General features: G+C 62.9%; 16 protein-coding genes. 3 read left to right on the forward strand and 13 right to left on the reverse strand.

The window, feature by feature from the left end; genetic code table 11:
- Positions 1 to 33: 33 nt before the first annotated feature.
- Positions 34 to 720 carry an isonitrile hydratase gene (gene inhA / locus AC07YV_RS17820; RefSeq protein WP_102701346.1) on the forward strand — a complete coding sequence of 229 codons (687 nt, stop codon included), beginning with the start codon at positions 34 to 36 and terminating at the stop codon, positions 718 to 720.
- Here the strand turns inward: inhA and AC07YV_RS17825 are convergent.
- The gene (locus tag AC07YV_RS17825; RefSeq protein ID WP_158248458.1) at positions 714 to 851 is read right to left on the reverse strand and encodes a hypothetical protein; all 138 of its coding nucleotides are present in this window, start codon (positions 849 to 851) and stop codon (positions 714 to 716) included. The two genes, inhA and AC07YV_RS17825, sit on opposite strands and share 7 nt — an antisense overlap.
- Positions 852 to 1,055: 204 nt before the next feature.
- Positions 1,056 to 1,544: an SRPBCC family protein gene (locus tag AC07YV_RS17830; protein WP_102701347.1), complete on the reverse strand. Its 489-nt coding sequence runs from the start codon at positions 1,542 to 1,544 to the stop codon at positions 1,056 to 1,058.
- 288 nt (positions 1,545 to 1,832) lie between these two features.
- Here AC07YV_RS17830 and AC07YV_RS17835 point away from each other — a divergent pair, with 288 nt between their 5' ends.
- Complete coding sequence (locus AC07YV_RS17835) at positions 1,833 to 2,234, forward strand: lysozyme inhibitor LprI family protein (protein ID WP_102701348.1); 402 nt, start codon at positions 1,833 to 1,835, stop codon at positions 2,232 to 2,234.
- Positions 2,235 to 2,374: 140 nt separating this feature from the next.
- Here AC07YV_RS17835 and peaD read toward each other — a convergent pair whose 3' ends face one another.
- The 4 genes from peaD to peaA all read right to left on the reverse strand — a co-directional run bounded on the left by peaD (position 2,375) and on the right by peaA (position 6,934).
- Positions 2,375 to 3,493, reverse strand: a complete 1,119-nt coding sequence (gene peaD, locus AC07YV_RS17840) for a quinohemoprotein amine dehydrogenase subunit beta (RefSeq protein WP_102701349.1) — start codon at positions 3,491 to 3,493, stop codon at positions 2,375 to 2,377.
- 21 nt (positions 3,494 to 3,514) lie between these two features.
- A complete protein-coding gene (qhpC, locus tag AC07YV_RS17845) occupies positions 3,515 to 3,838 on the reverse strand; it encodes a quinohemoprotein amine dehydrogenase subunit gamma (RefSeq protein WP_008016081.1) in 324 nt (107 codons plus the stop codon).
- A gap of 1 nt (position 3,839) precedes the next feature.
- Positions 3,840 to 5,270 carry a quinohemoprotein amine dehydrogenase maturation protein gene (gene peaB / locus AC07YV_RS17850; protein WP_102701350.1) on the reverse strand — a complete coding sequence of 477 codons (1,431 nt, stop codon included), beginning with the start codon at positions 5,268 to 5,270 and terminating at the stop codon, positions 3,840 to 3,842.
- An 83-nt stretch (positions 5,271 to 5,353) separates the two neighbouring features.
- Positions 5,354 to 6,934 (reverse strand): quinohemoprotein amine dehydrogenase subunit alpha, encoded by a 1,581-nt coding sequence (peaA, locus tag AC07YV_RS17855; protein ID WP_102701351.1) that lies wholly within the window; start codon positions 6,932 to 6,934, stop codon positions 5,354 to 5,356.
- Between the two features lie 489 nt (positions 6,935 to 7,423).
- Here peaA and AC07YV_RS17860 point away from each other — a divergent pair, with 489 nt between their 5' ends.
- A complete protein-coding gene (locus AC07YV_RS17860) occupies positions 7,424 to 8,914 on the forward strand; it encodes an aldehyde dehydrogenase family protein (protein ID WP_102701352.1) in 1,491 nt (496 codons plus the stop codon).
- 140 nt (positions 8,915 to 9,054) lie between these two features.
- Here the strand turns inward: AC07YV_RS17860 and qhpG are convergent, their stop codons facing one another.
- The 7 genes from qhpG to AC07YV_RS17895 form a co-directional block, all read right to left on the reverse strand.
- The gene (gene qhpG / locus AC07YV_RS17865; RefSeq protein WP_102701353.1) at positions 9,055 to 10,350 is read right to left on the reverse strand and encodes a flavin-dependent monooxygenase QhpG; all 1,296 of its coding nucleotides are present in this window, start codon (positions 10,348 to 10,350) and stop codon (positions 9,055 to 9,057) included.
- Positions 10,347 to 11,024 carry a subtilisin-like serine protease QhpE gene (qhpE, locus tag AC07YV_RS17870; RefSeq protein ID WP_102701354.1) on the reverse strand — a complete coding sequence of 226 codons (678 nt, stop codon included), beginning with the start codon at positions 11,022 to 11,024 and terminating at the stop codon, positions 10,347 to 10,349. The genes qhpG and qhpE overlap by 4 nt, the downstream gene beginning before the upstream one ends.
- Positions 11,014 to 12,732, reverse strand: coding sequence for an ABC transporter ATP-binding protein (locus AC07YV_RS17875; protein WP_102701355.1), 1,719 nt, complete (start codon positions 12,730 to 12,732; stop codon positions 11,014 to 11,016). Before AC07YV_RS17875 ends, qhpE begins: the two co-directional genes overlap by 11 nt.
- Positions 12,732 to 14,636: a sigma-54-dependent Fis family transcriptional regulator gene (locus tag AC07YV_RS17880; protein WP_102701356.1), complete on the reverse strand. Its 1,905-nt coding sequence runs from the start codon at positions 14,634 to 14,636 to the stop codon at positions 12,732 to 12,734. The genes AC07YV_RS17875 and AC07YV_RS17880 overlap by 1 nt, the downstream gene beginning before the upstream one ends.
- A 222-nt stretch (positions 14,637 to 14,858) precedes the next feature.
- Positions 14,859 to 15,884: a histone deacetylase family protein gene (locus AC07YV_RS17885; RefSeq protein ID WP_102701357.1), complete on the reverse strand. Its 1,026-nt coding sequence runs from the start codon at positions 15,882 to 15,884 to the stop codon at positions 14,859 to 14,861.
- A 120-nt stretch (positions 15,885 to 16,004) separates the two neighbouring features.
- Positions 16,005 to 17,234 carry a Zn-dependent hydrolase gene (locus AC07YV_RS17890; protein ID WP_102701358.1) on the reverse strand — a complete coding sequence of 410 codons (1,230 nt, stop codon included), beginning with the start codon at positions 17,232 to 17,234 and terminating at the stop codon, positions 16,005 to 16,007.
- Positions 17,235 to 17,257: 23 nt separating this feature from the next.
- The gene (locus tag AC07YV_RS17895) at positions 17,258 to 18,568 is read right to left on the reverse strand and encodes an MFS transporter (RefSeq protein ID WP_102701359.1); all 1,311 of its coding nucleotides are present in this window, start codon (positions 18,566 to 18,568) and stop codon (positions 17,258 to 17,260) included.
- Positions 18,569 to 18,637: the final 69 nt, after the last annotated feature.

Below are 18,637 nucleotides of genomic sequence, written 5' to 3' on the forward strand. Positions count from 1 at the left end.
TGAACCGTCCACCCACTTCACGAGAAAAACACCATGACGTTGCAGATCGGCTTTCTGTTGTTTCCACAGGTTCAGCAACTCGACCTGACCGGCCCTTATGACGTACTGGCCTCGCTGCCGGATGTGAAGGTGCATCTGATCTGGAAGGACCTGATGCCGGTCACCGCCAGCACCGGCCTGCTGTTGAAACCAACGACCACCTTCGAGGATTGTCCGGCACTGGACGTGATCTGCGTACCCGGTGGCAGTGGCGTCGGGCCCTTGATGGAAGATGACCAGACCCTGGACTTCCTCAGGGCCCAGGCCGCCAACGCCGGGTACATCACGTCGGTGTGCACCGGCGCACTGGTGCTGGGCGCGGCGGGATTGCTCAAGGGCAAACGCGCCACCACTCACTGGGCCTATCACGAGTTGCTCAAGCCGCTGGGCGCAATCCCGGTGAAGGATCGGGTGGTTCGCGACGGCAATCTGTTGACCGGTGGCGGGATCACCGCCGGTATCGACTTCGCCCTGACCCTGGCCGCCGAGCTGTTCGACCCGGCCACCGCCGAGCTGGTGCAGTTGCAACTGGAATACGCTCCGGCCCCGCCGTTTACGGCGGGCAGCCCCGAGACGGCGCCGGCCAGGGTGCTGGAAGAGGCTCGCCAGCGGGCTGCCGGCTCATTGAAGCTGCGGGCGGAAATCACCGAGCGCGCGGCAGCGAAACTCGATCGTCAGTAAAAAAGTGGCGGCAGGAACACGCCTGCTGCCGCTCCGACTTTTCCTGCGGCCACAAAAAAACCCGCCGAAGCGGGTTTTTCCAAGACCATGACGACTCCTTGTCGCAGCGTTCCTTGCATATGGTCGATCATCCGTGATCCTGAGCACATCCTGTGCTTCAGTGGGTGAGGCCAGAATACGCATCGGATCCAAATTGTAACAGGCGATATCGCTACCATCGCGTGTAAGACATTCGCTATAAGCCACCTTCCGAAAACCCTTAGATGCCTCAGTCGTCGAGCCTGGAGGCCACGAGTTTCGCGACTTCCAGCTGACTTCCGACTGCCAGGCCCTGGTCAGTCACCCTGAAGCTCGTGGGCCTTGGCCTTTTCCACAAGAAACTGTTCGATGTTGCTCATCTGCTCATCCCAACCACGGCTGTCCATCCGGAACGCCTTGAGGCGACGATGCTGGGGAATGTGGTCGAAACCCGACTCGGACACCTTGAGAAGCGTGCCGTCATCCATGTCTTCAAGCTCGAATTTCACCAGGGTGGTGGGTTCCTGGGAGTAATCGAACTCCGGCTCGACCGCATAAGGGTGCCAGCGAAACGAAAACAGCCGCTCCGGCTCGACCCGTTCCACCAGGACATTCCAGCGCAAATGCTCATAACCGGGGTAGGTTATCTGCCCCTGGGTCCACTCGCCTGCCACAAAACGCTTGCCTTTCAGCGCCACGCCAAACCACTGTCCGAACTCTTCGGCATGGGCTATCACTCGCCAGACCTGCGAACGTTTGGCCTTGAGCAGGATTTTCCTTTCGATGCGATCAGATGCTGGGTTCATAAGTCACCTCCTGTACTTGAACAGTAGGTCAGTAAGACCACAAGACCAACCCTAAAGTTGTACCAATCGGGATGCGCAATCAACCATGCCTGAGATATTCGGTTGCATTTGCGCGGATAAGTTCTGGGGCAATCACAAAGTCAGAGGCTCGAAACTGCTTACGCGCTCCTGCGAAACAGCATCGAATGACAATCGCTGGTGAAACATTCGCAGTGGCAAGCGTAGCGGGCTGAATCCGTCACAGCGCTACACTGCACCTCAACATTCGGTCACAGCGAGTAATCCGGCATGAACCCACGCTTACTATTGGCATTGACGCCCCTGCTGTTCACCTCCATGGCTGTCGCCGTGGACTGCGAAAACGCCAGCGACCAGGCGACGATGAACCAGTGCGCGGCGCAGCAGAATGCGGCCGCCGACAAGGAATTGAATGCGCTGTACCAGCAGATCACTTCGCGATTCAAAGGCAACCCGGACAACAAGAAACTGCTGGTGGGTGCGCAGCGGGCGTGGGTTGCGTTCCGCGATGCCGAGTGCAAGTTCTCGGCGTCCGGCGTGGAAGGCGGGAGTGTGTATCCGCTGATCTACAGCAATTGCGTGACGCAATTGACCAAGGCGCGGGTGCAGACGTTCAAGAACTACCTGAAGTGCCAGGAGGGGGATATGAGTTGCCCGGTGCCGGGGGTTTAAGATTTTTAGTGTTTTTGAGGGCCTCTTCGCGGGCAAGCCCGCTCCCACAGGGTTCAGCGGTGTTCACACAATAGTGACCACACCACAAACCCACTGTGGGAGCGGGCTTGCCCGCGAAGGCGTCGGTTCAGTCGCCGCAATTACCGGACGAAAATCTGCGCCGTGGTAATCGCCATGTCCCCGCCTGGCAATTTGATGCTGCCCGTCTGTTTCAGGCTGTCGGCATCGAAGATCGCCACGTCGTTGAACGTCCCGGCCAGGTAGATCTTGCTGCCGTCCTTGTTGAAGGAAATGCAGTAGTAGGAGTGATCAAGCGTCGCCGCCTGGAGCATTTTCTTCTCCTTGATGTCGTACTTGGCCAGGCGGTTGAGCACGCCGAACATCAGGTTCGGGTCCTTTGGCGAGCGCATGCCGCTGAAATAGATTTCCGTCAGTGGCCCGAAGTCGGTGGTTTCGGTCTTGCCGGTTTTCAGGTCGACGCTGAACAGGCCGTACAGGTATTCGGCGGTGGCCGGGTCCTGCTTCTTGTCCTTGAATTTCGCGGCGGTATAGAGCAGCGAGAAGTCATGCCGCCAGGTCTGCTGGTTCCACACGTAGAGCACGTCCGGCGCGCTGTAGTTCGGGCGTTTCCAGTGACGGCTGGGGATCAGCACGTCGAACTTGCCGGTCTGCACATTGACCTTGTAGACGTCCGCCCCCGCCACATACAAAGTGCCGTCGTCGCCACTCTGCATGATGGTCAGCTGCCTTGGCGCCGGGAAGCTGCGCAGCGGTTTGGCATCCATCCCGGCGTCGGTCGAATACACATCGAGCCGAGGCTGCTGCACTTCGTAGCGGTCGTTCATCATCAGCGTCGGGTTGGCGACGGTGTACAGCTCCTTGCCGTCGTGGCTGACCGTGAAGGCGAACATCGACTTGGCCTTCTCCCCCGGCTTCTGGGTGATGCTGGCGTGGAACACCTGTTTGCAGTTGTCCAGTTCGACGCCGTAGACGTCCGCATAGTGATTGTTCAGCACGTAGGCGGTCTTGCGATCCGGCGACAATTGCACGGTGCCAGGGCCGAAAGCGTCGGGCATCTTGCAGGTTTTGTACAAGGTGTCGGTGGCCAGGTCGATCACGTGCAGGTTGTTCGGGTAGTTGGTGGTCACCATGTATTCGTGACCGACTTGCAGCGCGGTGTTTTCATCGGCCAGAACACTGACAGAACAGCTGCTCAGGACGGCGAACGCGGCCAGGCCGCAGGCTTTGATGTTACGCATGCTGGAATCCTTCTTCTGTGATCACTTGTCTTTGGGGAAGACAGTGCCGAGGTTGCGCCAGTTGTCGTTGGACGCCTGGGCATCCTTGTTCCAGTCCGGGTAGGTGCTCATCATGTCGGGCACCTGGGCCGGCCACCAGCACGGGTCGGAGCACCCATAGAGGTCGGCCTCCATCGGCTGGCACAGTGACGACACACCGCCAAATGCATCGATTTCCCAACCCGGGTCGGTGGTCGAGGCACAGCCCGCCACGGAGCTCATGGCCACCACTTCTTCAATGCGGTTCTCGTCCGCGGCCTGATCCAGCTTCAACGCTTTGTTATTGATTGCCTTGAGATGTTTCATATCAGTGAGCCTTGCGCGGAGTGATGTAACTGCTGATGAACGCAGGGTTATGGGCCATGATCCGGGTGTAGACCTCGATGCCGAAGTCGACCCAGTCACGCATCAGTTCGCAGTAGTGATAGGTCGGGTGCGTCGGGTCGCCGTAGCGGGCGTAGCTCTCGTGGTAGCAACCGCCGGAGCACAGGTTGCGGATCTGACAGTCTTCGCAACCGGTGTTGGTGCGGTCCAGGCGCTGGGACAGGAAGTCGTTCAACTCCACCTGCTTGACGCCGCTGTGGACGTTGCCGAAGGTCGGCAGGCTCGAACCGGTAAAGCGGTGGCACAGGTTCAGCTCGCCCTTGTGATCGACCGCCAGCATCTTCAGGCCCGCACCGCACGGCAGGGCCTTTTTGTGGCCTTCGTGGATGTCGGTGATCAACTGGTGCAGGTTGGAGAAGCCGATGTTGCGGTGCTCCAGCGCCGCTTCCAGATAGCGCCGACCGAGTTTTTTCATATTGGCGAAGACTTCGATCAACTCGTCGCTGGTCAGGTTGAAGGTGCTGATGTCGCCGGACGTCACCGGGGCAAAGCCGACTTCGGCGAAACCCAGCTCGTTGAACAGGTGATCCCAGATGGTTTCAACGTCGGTCACGCCGGTGGTCAGGGTCACCCGCGCGCCCACCGGACGGCTGTTGTAGCGAGACAGCAGCATCTCGGCCTTGCGCCGTACCACGTCATAGGTGCCCTGCCCGCCCACGGTGATGCGGTTGCGGTCGTGCACGGTTTTCGGCCCGTCGATGCTCACCGACAGCCCGAAACGGTGGGCGTTGAGGTAGTCCACGGTTTCTTCGGTGAGCAGCGTGGCGTTGGTGGTCATGACGAATTCGACGAACTTGCCGGCCTCGCGAAAACGCTTCTCACAGTAATCGACCATGTACTCGATCAGCTTGCGGTTGCTCAGCGGTTCGCCGCCGAAGAACACCACGGTGAAACGCTCTTCGTCCGGGGATTCGCGCAGCAGCATTTCCACCGAGGCGATGGCCGTTTCCACGTCCATCTTCTTGCCGGCTGACGGCTTGTCGAGGTCTTCCTTGTAGCAGTAGGTGCAGCTCAGGTTGCAGCCGGTGTTGACGTTCAGCACCACAGTGTTGATCGCCGTGCGCTCGACCCGTTTGGTGGCGATGTCCGGGGTCAGCGGCGAGCCGTCGCTGACCAGTTCCAGGGCCATCAGCTCGCGCAGGGTCTCGGTGATTTCCTCGCCGTTGAAGCGCGCCGCCAGGCGCTGGATCAGGTCGTCCGAGGAGCAGCCGGGACCGCGCAGAGTATCGATGATGGTGCCCGTCAGTTCATCGCTGGCGAACAGCGAACTGCTGGGGATGTGAAACAGCATGCGGTCGGCATCGACCTGCACTTCGTGCAGGTTGCGTTCGACCAGATTCAAGATAGCGCCCATTGCCAACCTCCTGTGCAGGCCCCGCTTGGCGGGGCCTGCGGTCATTCCAAAAAGATGTCTGAAACCGTGAGAGATCAGTCAACTCATGGAATGGGTGGATTGTTCCAGCGTTGCACGGTCACGATCATGTGGCCTTCGCCGGTCAGGGATTTCCCTGCGTCGTCGACGGCGGCGATCACCTTGAGGTTGCCGGCATTGTTGGTGGACATCTTGCGTGCCGGATTCGGCCCGGCATCGCCCGGTGTGAACACGCCGGTGTCGGCCTGCATGGTGCCGGCGAACTTGACGTCTTCGTCCTCCTTGGCGCGGTCGTCGAAGGCTTCGACCTTCCATTGCGCCGGGAACACGCCGATACGATACGGTTTGCCATCGGCGCCTTTGCCCCAGGCTTCCGCGTCGAATCGGCCCTGGACTTTCGGCGTCGAACCACCGCCATCGCCAATCCGTGCCACCGAGAATTCAGGCACGACCTTGACTGCGTCGATCTTGCTGTACACCGACAGGCTCGGGCCTTTCAGCGTGCCGACGGTGACCGCACGCGCGCCCGGCTGGGCATTGGCGGCGGCCTTGAGCTTGACCTTGATCTGCTCCGGGCTCTGCGAGACGACTTCGACCACTTCCACGCCTTTGCCGAAATTCGGCTTGCCGGAAAGACCGCTGCCGATCAGGGTCACTTCGGTTTCGCTGCCGGCCTTCACGTAGCCCGGTTGCACCGCCAGCAAACGCTGGGAACCCTGTTTGGCGGCGACGAAGTCCAGCCCGCGTTCGTCGTGCTCGGCCTCGAACATCCGGCCCTGCATGGCATTGCCTTGCGCGGCGAACACCTGGCGCATGGTCACGCCATCGATGGTCACGTTGCCGCGCCATTCATAGCCGGTGTAGAGAATCGCGCTGCCGTCGCCGTTGAATGGCGTGCCGTCGGCATACTGGCCTTTGACGTTGACCTTGAAGGTGTCGCTGCCGTCGGCGGTTACGCTCATGACACCGGCCAGCTCGCCTTTGCCCGGCAAGTGGCCGCTGAAGCTCCAGTCACCCGCCAGGGCTTCGCTTTTCGGTGCGGCGCTCTGCCATTTTTTCCAGGCCGGGTTGTCCAGCGGATAACGCTTGGCCAGCAGCGGCACCATCTCTTTGCGGGCCAGATCGAACCAGTCGCGGTCGCGGGACAGGGCCTGGTATTCCAGCGACGGCCATTGGCCGAGGTGGAAGTTCACCAGACGCTCCCACTCCTGGGCCGGACGCCGTTGCAGGGCCACCCGCGCACCGGAGTGGCAGCGGCCGCACATCTGGCTGGTCTGGTCATCGAATTGCTCGACGGTATTGAGCCGCCGCTCCAGCGCATAACGCACGCCGTCGGTTTCGCTCGGCGCCAGGCCCTGGGTGTCGGCCAGGTATTTGACCAGCGTGCGACGGTCGTCGTCGCTGATCTGCAAACCGTGCATGGTCTGCATCCGCGCAATGCTCATCAGCCAGCCTTCCGGCGTCTTGCGCTGGTGGCTGATGCGGCTCAGGGCGTTATCGGCTTCGGGGGTATGACAGCCCTGACAGGTTTCCTTGAGGATGGTCTGGGCGTCGCGGGCTGCCAGGCTGTGAGGCGAATGCAGCGCTACGCAAGCGGCTACGGCCAGCAGGCTGGCGCTCATGCCTGATCGGAGTTTTCTCTTCATCAACGTCGAACCTCGCACGGTGCGTTCTTATTGTTGTGGCTTATCGTTTTTATGGTTTCTGCCGTCGGCGGTGAACCGCTGACGGAGGCAAGAGAAACGTCTGCGATGAGCAATACACGGAGCGTGCCAGCTTATGAATAGTGTTTTTTATCAATCATTTAGTGGAAATAATGGGTGATTGGCGACTGCTAAACCCATCGGCGTGCGTCTAATATCGCGACATCTGTTGCACTCTGAGACAAGCATAGGATCAAGATCAGAAGATCGCAGCCTTCGGCAGCTCCTACAGGTAAACGCAGACTCCTGTGTAGGAGCTGCCGCAGGCTGCGATCTTTTGATCCTCGCTGTCGCAATTTGCGACGCTCAGTTGTTCCCCTGTCATGGGCAAATAACCCAAGAGCCCCATCCGATCAGGGTTCCAATCAAACGAGCACAACTGGCACAGCCATTGCGAAAGACCTCGCCACACGAACAAGACGAGGTTTCATCATGTCGCTCCCACACCTGCTTCCCGCCACTTCGGCATTCATCCAGCGCGCCCCGCGCATGCTCATCGGCGGCGACTGGGTCGAGGCCGCCGACGGCCAGACCATGCCCCTGCACAATCCGGCCACCGGTGAGGTGCTGTGCGTAGTGCCGCGGGCAACGCCGGAGGATGTCGATCGTGCGGTACTCGCCGCCCGCCAGGCGTTCGACGATTCGTCCTGGACCCGCACCCGCCCCCGGGAGCGGCAGAACCTGCTGTGGAAACTCGCCGACCTGATGCAGCGCGACGCCGAGCTGCTGGCGCAACTGGAATGCCTGAACAACGGTAAAAGCGCGGCCGTGGCCCAGGTGATGGACGTGCAACTGGCCATCGACTTCCTGCGTTACATGGCCGGCTGGGCGACCAAGATCGAAGGCTCGACGGTTGACGTGTCGGCACCGCTGATGCCCGACGATCAGTTCCACAGCTTCATCCGTCGTGAAGCGGTGGGCGTGGTCGGTGCGATCGTTGCCTGGAACTTCCCGCTGCTGCTGGCCTGCTGGAAACTCGGCCCGGCCCTGGCCACCGGTTGCACGGTTGTACTCAAACCGGCCGATGAAACCCCACTGACCGCACTGAAACTCGCCGAGCTGGTGCTGGAGGCCGGTTATCCCGAAGGCGTGTTCAACGTGGTCACCGGCACCGGCATCACCGCAGGCTCCGCCCTGACCCACAACCCGCTGGTGGACAAGCTGACCTTCACCGGCTCCACCGCGGTGGGCAAGCAGATCGGCAAGATCGCCATGGACTCCATGACCCGGGTCACCCTGGAACTGGGCGGCAAATCACCGACCATCGTCATGGCCGACGCCGACCTGAAAACCGCCGCGGCCGGGGCCGCCAGCGCGATTTTCTTCAATCAGGGCCAGGTCTGCTGCGCAGGTTCGCGGCTGTATGTGCAGCGCAAGCATTTCGACAATGTGGTGGCGGACATCGCCGGAATCGCCAACGCAATGAAACTCGGCAACGGCCTGGACCCGAGCGTCGACATGGGCCCCTTGATCTCGGCGCGCCAGCAGGAGCGCGTCTACGGGTACATCGAAAAGGGCCGGGAAAGCGGCGCGACCATCGCCTGCGGCGGTGAGCAATTCGGCCCGGGGTTCTTCGTCAAGCCGACGGTGATTGTCGATGTCGATCAGAAGCACTCACTGGTGCAGGAAGAAATCTTCGGCCCGGTGCTGGTGGCGATTCCGTTCGATGACGAGGCCGATGCCCTGCGCATGGCCAATGACAGCCCCTACGGCCTGGGGGCGAGCATCTGGTCGAATGATCTGGCGGCGGTGCACCGGATGATTCCGCGCATCAAGTCGGGGTCGGTGTGGGTCAACTGCCACAGCGCGCTGGACCCGGCGTTGCCGTTCGGCGGCTACAAGATGTCCGGGGTCGGGCGTGAGATGGGGTATGCGGCGATCGAGCATTACACCGAGTTGAAGTCGGTGTTGATCAAACTTTGATAGTCGGCGCTCTTTAGGCCGCCATCGCGAGCAAGCTCGCTCCCACAGGATTTTGCGTCGATCTCAGGATCATGGCTCAACACCAGTCCACTGTGGGAGCGAGCCTGCTCGCGATGAGGCCGGTCGAGACGGCTCAAATATCAGGGTTTGTATCCCTGAGCCAACAACCAGCCGCGAACCATCCTCCCCTGTTCGACGGTCAACCCGGCCAACACCTGCTCAGCCGGCTGCGTGCGCAACCGCCGCACCAACGGCGCCACCTCCACCCCCTGCACATGCCAGATCCCCAGCGGCTGATCCGCCGTGATCACCACCTCGGCCTCGTCGACAAATCCGTCGCGCAGCACCGGTGCGCGTTCGATTCTCAGGGCATTGAAATCGGCCTCGGCATGAGCGATTTCAGCATCCGGCCATTGCCGTCGTGCCTGCCAGAAGGGCTGATCTGGCCAACGCTGCTCATCGGCATAAAAATCCCGGCCGATCCGCGCGAACCGCAGGAACAGCTGTTCCACCCGCTGCTGGTGGAAACGCCGGGCCAGAGCCGCTCGCTCAGGTTTGCACAACAGCGTGTTGATCACCGTCGGCGCCTGCAACGCCGAGGAGAGGGATTGAAAGACGCCATTGCCCGACAACGGGTCCACAGCCATCGCCGCATCACCGACCCGAATCCAGTTATCGCCGCACACCTGCGGGTTGAGAATCGCCGTGCTGCTGCGGGCATGCAGCTGCAAATCCAGCTCCGGTTCGCCGCCGAAAAAACCACGGGCCACTGCCGACTCCCCACGTCTTTGCCGGCAGTAATCGAGCAACATCGCCTTGCCCGGCAACCCGGCACTGGCCACGTCCACCGTCCATTGCCAGTAACACTGGCCGTCGGCGCGGCGCGCCATCCATGCCCAGCCGTCCGCAAGGCTTTCCACGGCGCTGGCGGTGCTGCCCGGCGTACCTTGCCAGCGATTGAGCAAACTGACGGTCTCGGGGCCACGCAAGCCCTTGCCGATAGCGGGAGCCTGGCGTCCTCGGGCCTCCACGAGAAACGGCGCGAGCAGCGCTTCGTGTCCGTCGATTTCGATTCGGTGGCCATTGGCCGATGACTGAACCCTGAGCACCCGGCCTTCGATCAGCTCGACCCCCGCCTGGCGCAAATCTTCACGCAGGCCTCGGTCAAACACCGGACGGTCGAGCAAGTACTCGATGTTCTGCGCATGGTGCTGGCCGTTCCAGCTCACCTGGCGCTGAGAAGGCAGCGCCGCCTCCGTCAACGCCTGATGCAGGCCCGCGCTGCGCAAGGCATCCAGTACCCGCACGGACACGCCTTCAAGCGCCGCAAACCGGCGCCATTCGCTGATCAGCGTGACGCCATGGCCAAGCCGCCGTAGCCCCAGTGCGACAGCGGCTCCAGCCGGTCCGGCGCCAAGAATGACGATGTCCGTCATGGCCCGAAGCGCCGTTCAGGGCCACGGTAACGGGCATTGTCGCGCAACCACTCGATGATCTGCTCGTTGCCGGCATCAGGCTGCTCCACGAGGAACCCGGCGATGTGCCCGCTCAACGCGGCGCAACCGAGGCTCGCCCCGGATTGCCCCGGGTACGTGCCATGCACACAGGCGGCGAAATCCGCCTGGGCGCTGTTGAGCCACGACCATTCCTGTTCGGCGCAGCGCGCATCGCCGGTGACCCGCAACACCTGCGGATAGTTGGCCGGAAACACCCCTTCGCCCTGGGCCGGACTCGACGCACACAACAGCACGCCCCGGGCCACCGCCGCCGCGCAGGCCGCGCGCAACAGGCTGCGATCCTGGCGCAGGCCGAGGCTCAGATTGATCAGCCGCACGTTCTGCGCCACCAGCCAGTCAATCGCCGTGGCGATCTGCAAGGCACTGGTGACACCGCGCTGGTCGAACACCTGGGCCACGCAAAACAGCGCCGAGGGTGCACGCCGGCCAATCGCCTCGATCACCGCACTGCCATGCCCCAGCGGATCCTCGCGCAAGTCGCCCTCGGCCAGGCCGTCTTCGAGCAATGAAAAGCGCCGACCGGCGATCACTTGCACCCGTTGCGCCGCCGAATGGCCGCTGTCCACCACACCCACGCGCAACTCAGGTTTCATGCAGCACCGTTTTCGAGGTCAGCACGCCGTCGAGCAATTCGAAACGCAGATCGGCATCGGCCAGGGTTGAAGGGCGATGGCTGATCAGGATGCGCGTGCGTGCGGCAAACAAGCGGTCGATGGCGTCGATGACTTCGCGCTCGGTGGCTTCGTCCACCGCTGAGGTCGCTTCATCGAGCACCAGAATCAAAGGGTCCTGCAACAGCGCCCGGGCAATCGCGATGCGCTGCTTCTGCCCACCGGACAATTGCTGGCCGCGCTCGCCCAGCGGACTGTCGAGGCCCTCGGGCAAGGACTCGATCAGGCTGTCGAGTTGCGCCAGGCGCGCCACTTCGGCAATCGCTTCGCGGCTGGCGTCCGGCACCGCGTAAGCCAGGTTGTCGGCGAGGCTGCCGCGAAACAGCACGATGTCCTGGCTGACGATGGCAATGCGTCGACGCAACTGGAACAGATCCAGCTCGCGCACATCGACGTCGCCCAGCAGGACCCGTCCCGATTGCGGGTCGTGATGCCGTTGCAGCAGGTCGATCAGGGTGGATTTACCCACGCCCGAACCGCCGCTGAGGGCCACTTTCAAACCGTAGGGAATCCGCGCTTCGATGCCGCGCAGGGTCGATTGGCGACCGGGGTGGGCGAAGTGCACGTTGTCGAACCAGAGATCGCCGCCATTGGGCATCGGCTGAGGTCTGGCAGGCGTCGACACGGTCGGCTGTTCGCCGCGCAACTCCATGACCCGGCCGAGGCTGACGGTCATCCGCTGAATCGCCACGTAGAGCCCGAGCAGGCTCTGTACCGGCCCCACGGCCATCCCCAGGTAGGTGGAAAACGCAATCAGCGCACCGAGTTGCCAGGTGCCCTGCACCACCCAGTATCCGCCGATCAGGAAGGCGCAGGCCCGGGACAGCGAGGTCAGTGTGCCCGGCACGGCCTGGGTGAAAAACTCGGTGACTTGCAGGCGCAGCAACTGGCTCATGTAGCCCTGCCCCAGCGTTTCCAGGCGCCGCGCTTCGCGCTGTTGCTGGCCGGCGGACTGGATGAATTTCATCACCGGCAAGGTCTCGACCATGAACGACGACATGTCCGCCGAACGCTCGCGCAACTGCCGCACATCGCGCTCGACCTTGCGCCGCATCCAGCGCAGCCAGAGGACATCGAGGGGGATCAGTACCAGGGCCAGCAGCGAGAGCTTCCACGACAGCGTCACCAGCATCGCGATGGCAACCACCAGGCCAATCACGCTCGACACCGCCGAGAACAACGAGTCCACGGCGAACCGCTGGATCTCCGCGACGTCGCCATCAAGGCGCGACATCAGGTCACCGATGCGCCGCTGACCGTAAAAGCTCGGCGACAGGGATTGCAGATGCCGGTACAGGTCATCGCGCAAGGCAAACAGCATGCGCCCGGACAGGCGCGTGTGCAGGTAGCGGTTGATGCCCGAAAGCGCCGTGCCCAACAGCCCGGCAACGATCATCAGCCCGGCGATCAGCACCAGCATCGGGAAGTTTCGCGCCAGCAGGCCGTCGTCGATCAACAGCTTGGTCAGCCACGGCTGCACCAGCACCAGCGCCGAAGCGCAGACCGACAAGCCCAGCAGCCCGGCAATCGCCAGGCGATGGGGGCGCACGAAGCTGTACAGCCAGCGCAGCGACGCCTGCAAGGCCTCGGGGTTCTGGCTGTCGATCAGCCGAACGATCAGGCGTTGCATCAGGAGCGCAACTGTTTGAGCTTGCGATACAGGGTCGCGCGGCTGATGCCCAGGGCGTCGGCGGCGGCCGAGACGTTGCCCTGATGCGTGTCCAGGGACTGACGGATCAGCTCCAGTTCGTTTTCCCGGATGCTGCCGGCCTGGGGCCGTTCGCCGGCGGTCAATTCGTCGAGCATGCTGTCGGGCAGGTGGTCGAGGGTCAGCACGGTTTCACCCGGTTCGCGCATGGCCAGCGCGGTGCGCAGGACCATCTCCAGCTGGCGGATGTTGCCCGGCCAGTGATAGCCGCTGAGCAAGCGATCGAGATCATCGTGCAGGACCACGGCGGGTGCGCCCAGTGTCGCCAGCAGGCGGCTGACCAGCGCGGCGAAATCCTCGCGTTCACGCAGGGCCGGGAGCATCACGCTGATGCCGTTGACCCGGTAGAACAGGTCCTCGCGAAAGTGTTTATCTTCCACCAGACGCTTGAGGTCACGGTGGGTGGCGCAGATCAGCGCGACGTCGATGTCCTGCTCTTCACCAGCGCCCAGTGGCGCGACCTTGCGATCCTGCAACACCCGCAACAGTCGGGCCTGCAAGGCCAGGGGCATGTCGCCGATTTCATCGAGGAACAGCGTGCCGCCATGGGCCTGTTGCAGGCGCCCGACCATGCCGCCCCGGCGTGAACCGGTGAACGCGCCTTCGCGGTAGCCGAACAGTTCGGACTCGATCAGGCCTTCGGGAATGGCCGCGCAGTTCACCGCCACGAAGGGTTTGTCGCAGCGCGCTCCGGCCATGTGCAGGGCGCGGGCGATCACCTCTTTGCCGGTGCCGGTTTCGCCCAATAACAGGACTGGCAGTTCGTTGGCCAACCCTTGACGGGCCATGCGCAAGGCTCGGGCGTAACGGCTGTTGCTGCCGGCGAGCGCTTCCAGATCCGGTTGCGCCTTGACCGGTTTCGCGACCGTGCGCGGCGGGCTGCCGACGTTGATCGAGCGTTGCGGTGCGCGTAGGGTTTTATAGAAGAATTCACCCTTGGCGGTCTGCAGGCTGCCGGTGCCGCCCTGATGCAGGCGTGCCAACAATTGCAGACCGTCGACGCCGAGAAACTCCTCGCAACGCCGACCGACCAGGGCCGAGCGCTCGGCGTGGAGCAACTGACAAGCCTGGGCGCTGACCGCGAGGATCTGCCCGCCAAGGCTCACCGCCAGCAGGCCTTGCCACGGGGATTCGAGGTATTGGCGACGGCTGTGGAAGGCGAGGACGATCTCGTCCGGGTAACTGGCGTTGAACACCCGGCTTTCGATCTGGCTGACGGCCATGGCCAGCAACGCGGTGCTGTCGTGGGCGCGGCCGAGCGGGCCTTCGCGGGTCAGGTCGAGGACGCCGAGGATGTCGCCCTGTGGGCAATGGATCGGCACCGAGGTGCAGGAAAAATCACTGAGGCGATCCAGATAATGCTCGCCGCAATCGATCAGGGTCGGCCGCGCTTCCACCAGTGCCGTACCGAGGGCGTTGGTGCCGCGGACCGCTTCGCTCCAGCAGGCGCCGAGGGTGATGTCCTGCAGGCCGCTGCCCTTGAGACGGTCGGCGCGGCCTTCGACGGCGAGGATGGTGGCGTCGGAGTTGGCGAGGATGATCAGCCCTTCCTTGCCTTGACGCTCGGCCAGGTAATCGATGGCCGGCAACGCGGCGTCGATCAGCAGGCGATTGCTGGCCAGCAACAGGTCCAGGCTGGCGCTCGATTCCAGCGCCAGCTCGTGCTTGGCATTGAAATGCACGCCATGGCTCAGGCTGCGCCGCCACGAGGCATCGATTTCCGCACGCAGGACGCCATCCGGCACTTCGCCTTCCAGGTGCAGCTTTTCCCGGGCCAGCCGGGCTTCGCGATGCAGTTTGGGGGAGTTTGTTTTTATTAGCGTCATCAAGCGCTCCGGGTCGTCCGCCCTTGCGCCTTCATACGTCGGCGCCCTGCCGCAATCTTTACGTTAACGTAAGGGCTATGGCAAGTCCTGTGGCGAGGGGGCTTGCCCCCGTTCGGCTGCGCAGCAGTCGTAAACCGACGAACGTCGTATTTCCGTGAGTATAAGGTCGCTGGTTTTAGGGCCGCTTCGCGACCCAACGGGGGCAAGCCCCCTCGCCACAACTCAAAGCTGCCAAACCTCTGACCCAACAAAAAACGCCCGCGCATTATCCTCCAGACTCTCCAGGTGATACCCACCCTCCTGCACGATCAGGCACGGCAATCCGAGGCTGCGAATGCGCTCGCCGAGCACGGCAAACCCTTCGCGGGTCACTGCCACCTTGCTTTGCGGGTCCAGTTCGAAAATATCGAAGCCCAGGGACAGCACCAGCACCTCGGCACCGAAGTCCGTCACCGCCTTCAGCGCTATATCCAGTTGCTCGAGGAAGTCGGCCTCGCTGGCGCCATGGGCCATCGGCAGGTTGAGGTTGAATCCCTCGCCCGCCCCGGCACCGCGTTCTTCGGCAAAGCCTGCGACACCCGGATAGAAGTTGGTCGGATCGCCGTGCACCGAAACGTAGAGCACGTCGTCACGGTCGTAGAAAATCTCCTGAATGCCCTGGCCATGGTGCATGTCGGTGTCGAGCACCGCCACCCGTGCGAACCCTTCGCGCAATACCTGGGCCGCCACGGCCGCGTTGTTCACATAGCAGAAACCACCCGCCGCTTCGGCCCGGGCGTGGTGGCCCGGTGGACGGCACAAGGCATAGGCTGCCGGCTCGCCATCGAGCAACGCCCGGGCGCCGGCGATGGCGCTTTGCGCCGACCAGTAGGCCGAACGCCAGGTCTGTTCGCCCACCGGGCAACTGCCATCGGCCAGATAACGTGCAGCCTGGGCGAGTATCCCGCGCAGGGCATTCGGTTCGCGGACGAAGATGTTCGACATCACCTCATCGCCCCAATCCTCGGGAATCTCTTTCCAGCGCTGATGGGCTTCCTGCAAAAACCTCAGGTACGGTGCGCCGTGCACCGCCAGGAGCGGAGCGAGCCCGGCGTCGGCCGGTTGCTCGACCTTGAAACCCAAGGCATGAGACGCCTGCACCAGGCGCTGCGCACGCTCCGGCACTTCCTGCGGCGTGCGCATCTGGCCACGGGAGTAGTAGCTGCGTGGATGGTGGAGCAATTGTTCGGGGTGGAAAAAACTGCGCATGGAATGAATACCTATCAGTGTGGGAGCGAGCTTGCTCGCGATGAGGCCAGCACATTCAACATTGTTGGCGACTGATCCACCGCAATCGCGAGCAGGCTCGCTCCCACATGGGATTTGTGTTTATTCAATGATTTCGGCACGAGACAGCACGGCGTTGAGCAACACATCCGTGCCCTGCCGCACATCTTCAGGCAACACGTCTTCCGCTTCGTTGTGGCTCAAGCCGCCCACGCACGGGATGAACACCATCGCCGTCGGGCAGAACCGCGCCAGGTGGATCGCGTCATGCCCGGCGCCGCTGACGATCGATTGCTGAGCGTAGCCCAGCCCATCCACGGCCTGTTGCACCGCCGCCACGCAGTCCGCGTCGAACGGCGTGGCCGGGCTGATCCAGTGCGGGGTGATCGCCAGTTTCAAACCGCGACTGTCGGCTATCGCCTGAAACCGCGCACGGACCTGTTGCTCCATCGCCTCGATGGTTTCGTCACGGTGATGACGCAGATCGACGGTGAAGTTCACCAGCCCCGGAATGGTATTGCGTGATGACTTGTTGATGCTCAATTCGCCAACGGTGGTCAGGCCTTCGGGGGCGAAGTCCGTCGCCAGGGCTTCGATGGCCTGGATCATCTGCGCCACGCCGTACAAGGCGTCCTTGCGCAGCGGCATAGGCGTGGTGCCGGCGTGGGCCGCCATGCCTTCGACCCGCACGTCGAGCCAGCGAATCGCCTGGCCGCCGCTGACGACGCCGATGCTCTTGGCGTTGTCTTCGAGGATCGGCCCTTGTTCGATGTGCGCTTCAAAGTAGGCATCCACCGCGCCACCCAACGGGCGCTCGCCGGCATAACCGGTACGCTGCAGTGCCTCGGCGACGCTGATGCCATCGATGTCGCGCACCGCCAGCGCGGCGTCCAGCGTCATGATGCCGGTGAACACCGCCGAACCGAACATCGCCGGGGTGAAGCGTGCACCTTCTTCGTTGGTCCACACCGCCACTTCCAGCGGCTTGCGGGTCTGGATCCCCAGATCGTTCAGGCAGCGCACCACTTCCAGACCGGCGAGCACGCCGTACACGCCATCGAACCGCCCGCCTTCGGGCTGGGTGTCGAGGTGGCTGCCCATCATCACCGGTGCCGCGTCAGGGTCAGTGCCGGCGCGACGGGCGAACAGGTTGCCGATGGCATCCACGCTCAGGGTCATGCCGGCTTCGAGGCACCAGTGGGCAAAGAGTTCACGACCGGCCTTGTCCTCATCGCTCAGGGCCAGGCGGCAGCTGCCGCCACGGGCGGTGGCGCCGATTTCGGCCATTGCCATCAGACTCGCCCAGAGGCGTTCGCCATTAATCTTCAACATGAGTTTCTCCAGGAAAATTCGGTTCAGGCCTTGGCCAGTTCCAGGCGTTCAGCGCTGGCATGGCGACGGGCGAGGGACAGCACACACAGCAGCGAAGTCGCGGCGATCAGGCTGTAGAACACCGCCATCGGCCACCACTGGCCGGCGAACCGGTGGGCCAGCATCGTGCCGATCAGCGGCGTCAGGCCACCGGCCACCGCGCCGCAAATCTGGTACGCCAGGGAAATCGCGGTGTAGCGCACGCGGGTCTCGAACATGCCACTGACGTAGCCGGCGATCACCGCGTAGAACGACGCCATGCACACCACCGCCAGGGCAATGCCGAGGATGATCAGCGGCGCCTGGGCCGAACTGACCAGCACGAACATCGGGTATGGCGAGGCCATGGCCAGCAGCGACACCAGGCACAGGAAGCGGGTCGCGCCGATCTTCTCGGCGACCCACGCCGCCAACGGCTGAATGCAGAACTGGATGATCGCGACGAAGAACAGGCACTCCAGAATCAGCGAGCGCGGCAATGAGAGTTGCTGGGTGGTGTAGGCGATCATGAAGGTGTTGGTGAAATACACCCCGGCGATCCCCAGGGTGTTGGCGCCGATGCACAACAACAGCGGACGCCACGCGGTACGCAGGACTTCCATGACCGGTGCCTGTTCCTTGCGCTGGTTTTTACTGGCCTGCTCGCGGCTGGCGAGGAACTCCGGCGACTCATTCACCCCCAGGCGAATCGCCAGGCCCACCAGCAGCAACAGCGAACTGGCGAGGAACGGCAAGCGCCAGCCCCAGCTCATCAGGTCTTCTTCCGGCAGACGGGTGACGGCGCTGAAGGCCAGCAGCGACAGGATCAATCCCGCCGGGCTGCCCAGTTGCGCAAACGAGGCGAAGAAATTGCGCCGGCCTTTCGGCGCATGCTCGCCGGCCATCAACACCGCCCCGCCCCACTCGCCACCCACGGCGATGCCCTGGACGATGCGCAGCAAAATAAGGAGTACCGGCGCCGCCGCGCCGATTTGCGCGTAGGTCGGCAGCAAGCCGATGCACACCGTGACCACGCCCATCATCAACAAGGTGATGATCAGCGACTTCTTGCGGCCGATGCGGTCACCGATATGGCCGAAGACGATCCCGCCCAACGGCCGCGCGAAGAAGCCTACGGCAAAGGTGCCAAAAGCGGCCATAGTGCTGAACAGTTTGTCGTCGGAGGGGAAGAACAGCGCGCCGAACACCAGTGCGGCGGCGGTGGCGTAGATGTAAAAGTCGTACCACTCGATCATGGTGCCAATAAAGGCGGCGGCTGCCGCACGGCGCGGCTGGGACGAAGCTTGAGGCTTCATGGGTCGGGCTCCTTTGGTTATTTTTCTGGCAGGAGGGAAACGGCAAATCCGCAGCGCTCTGGCGGCGCC

It is taken from the genome of Pseudomonas sp. GW456-E7 (assembly GCF_059424105.1).

Bases quoted from the DNA above. Each gene is read 5' to 3' on its own strand.
- peaD (WP_102701349.1), bottom strand. From the start codon at position 3,493: ATGCGTAACATCAAAGCCTGCGGCCTGGCCGCGTTCGCCGTCCTGAGC.
- AC07YV_RS17895 (WP_102701359.1), bottom strand. From the start codon at position 18,568: ATGAAGCCTCAAGCTTCGTCCCAGCCGCGCCGTGCGGCAGCCGCCGCC.
- AC07YV_RS17880 (WP_102701356.1), bottom strand. From the start codon at position 14,636: ATGACGCTAATAAAAACAAACTCCCCCAAACTGCATCGCGAAGCCCGG.
- AC07YV_RS17825 (WP_158248458.1), bottom strand. From the start codon at position 851: ATGATCGACCATATGCAAGGAACGCTGCGACAAGGAGTCGTCATGGTC.
- qhpE (WP_102701354.1), bottom strand. From the start codon at position 11,024: ATGAAACCTGAGTTGCGCGTGGGTGTGGTGGACAGCGGCCATTCGGCG.
- AC07YV_RS17830 (WP_102701347.1), bottom strand. From the start codon at position 1,544: ATGAACCCAGCATCTGATCGCATCGAAAGGAAAATCCTGCTCAAGGCC.
- peaA (WP_102701351.1), bottom strand. From the start codon at position 6,934: ATGAAGAGAAAACTCCGATCAGGCATGAGCGCCAGCCTGCTGGCCGTA.
- peaB (WP_102701350.1), bottom strand. From the start codon at position 5,270: ATGGGCGCTATCTTGAATCTGGTCGAACGCAACCTGCACGAAGTGCAG.
- qhpC (WP_008016081.1), bottom strand. From the start codon at position 3,838: ATGAAACATCTCAAGGCAATCAATAACAAAGCGTTGAAGCTGGATCAG.
- AC07YV_RS17885 (WP_102701357.1), bottom strand. From the start codon at position 15,884: ATGCGCAGTTTTTTCCACCCCGAACAATTGCTCCACCATCCACGCAGC.
- AC07YV_RS17875 (WP_102701355.1), bottom strand. From the start codon at position 12,732: ATGCAACGCCTGATCGTTCGGCTGATCGACAGCCAGAACCCCGAGGCC.
- AC07YV_RS17890 (WP_102701358.1), bottom strand. From the start codon at position 17,234: ATGTTGAAGATTAATGGCGAACGCCTCTGGGCGAGTCTGATGGCAATG.
- AC07YV_RS17860 (WP_102701352.1), top strand. From the start codon at position 7,424: ATGTCGCTCCCACACCTGCTTCCCGCCACTTCGGCATTCATCCAGCGC.
- qhpG (WP_102701353.1), bottom strand. From the start codon at position 10,350: ATGACGGACATCGTCATTCTTGGCGCCGGACCGGCTGGAGCCGCTGTC.
- inhA (WP_102701346.1), top strand. From the start codon at position 34: ATGACGTTGCAGATCGGCTTTCTGTTGTTTCCACAGGTTCAGCAACTC.
- AC07YV_RS17835 (WP_102701348.1), top strand. From the start codon at position 1,833: ATGAACCCACGCTTACTATTGGCATTGACGCCCCTGCTGTTCACCTCC.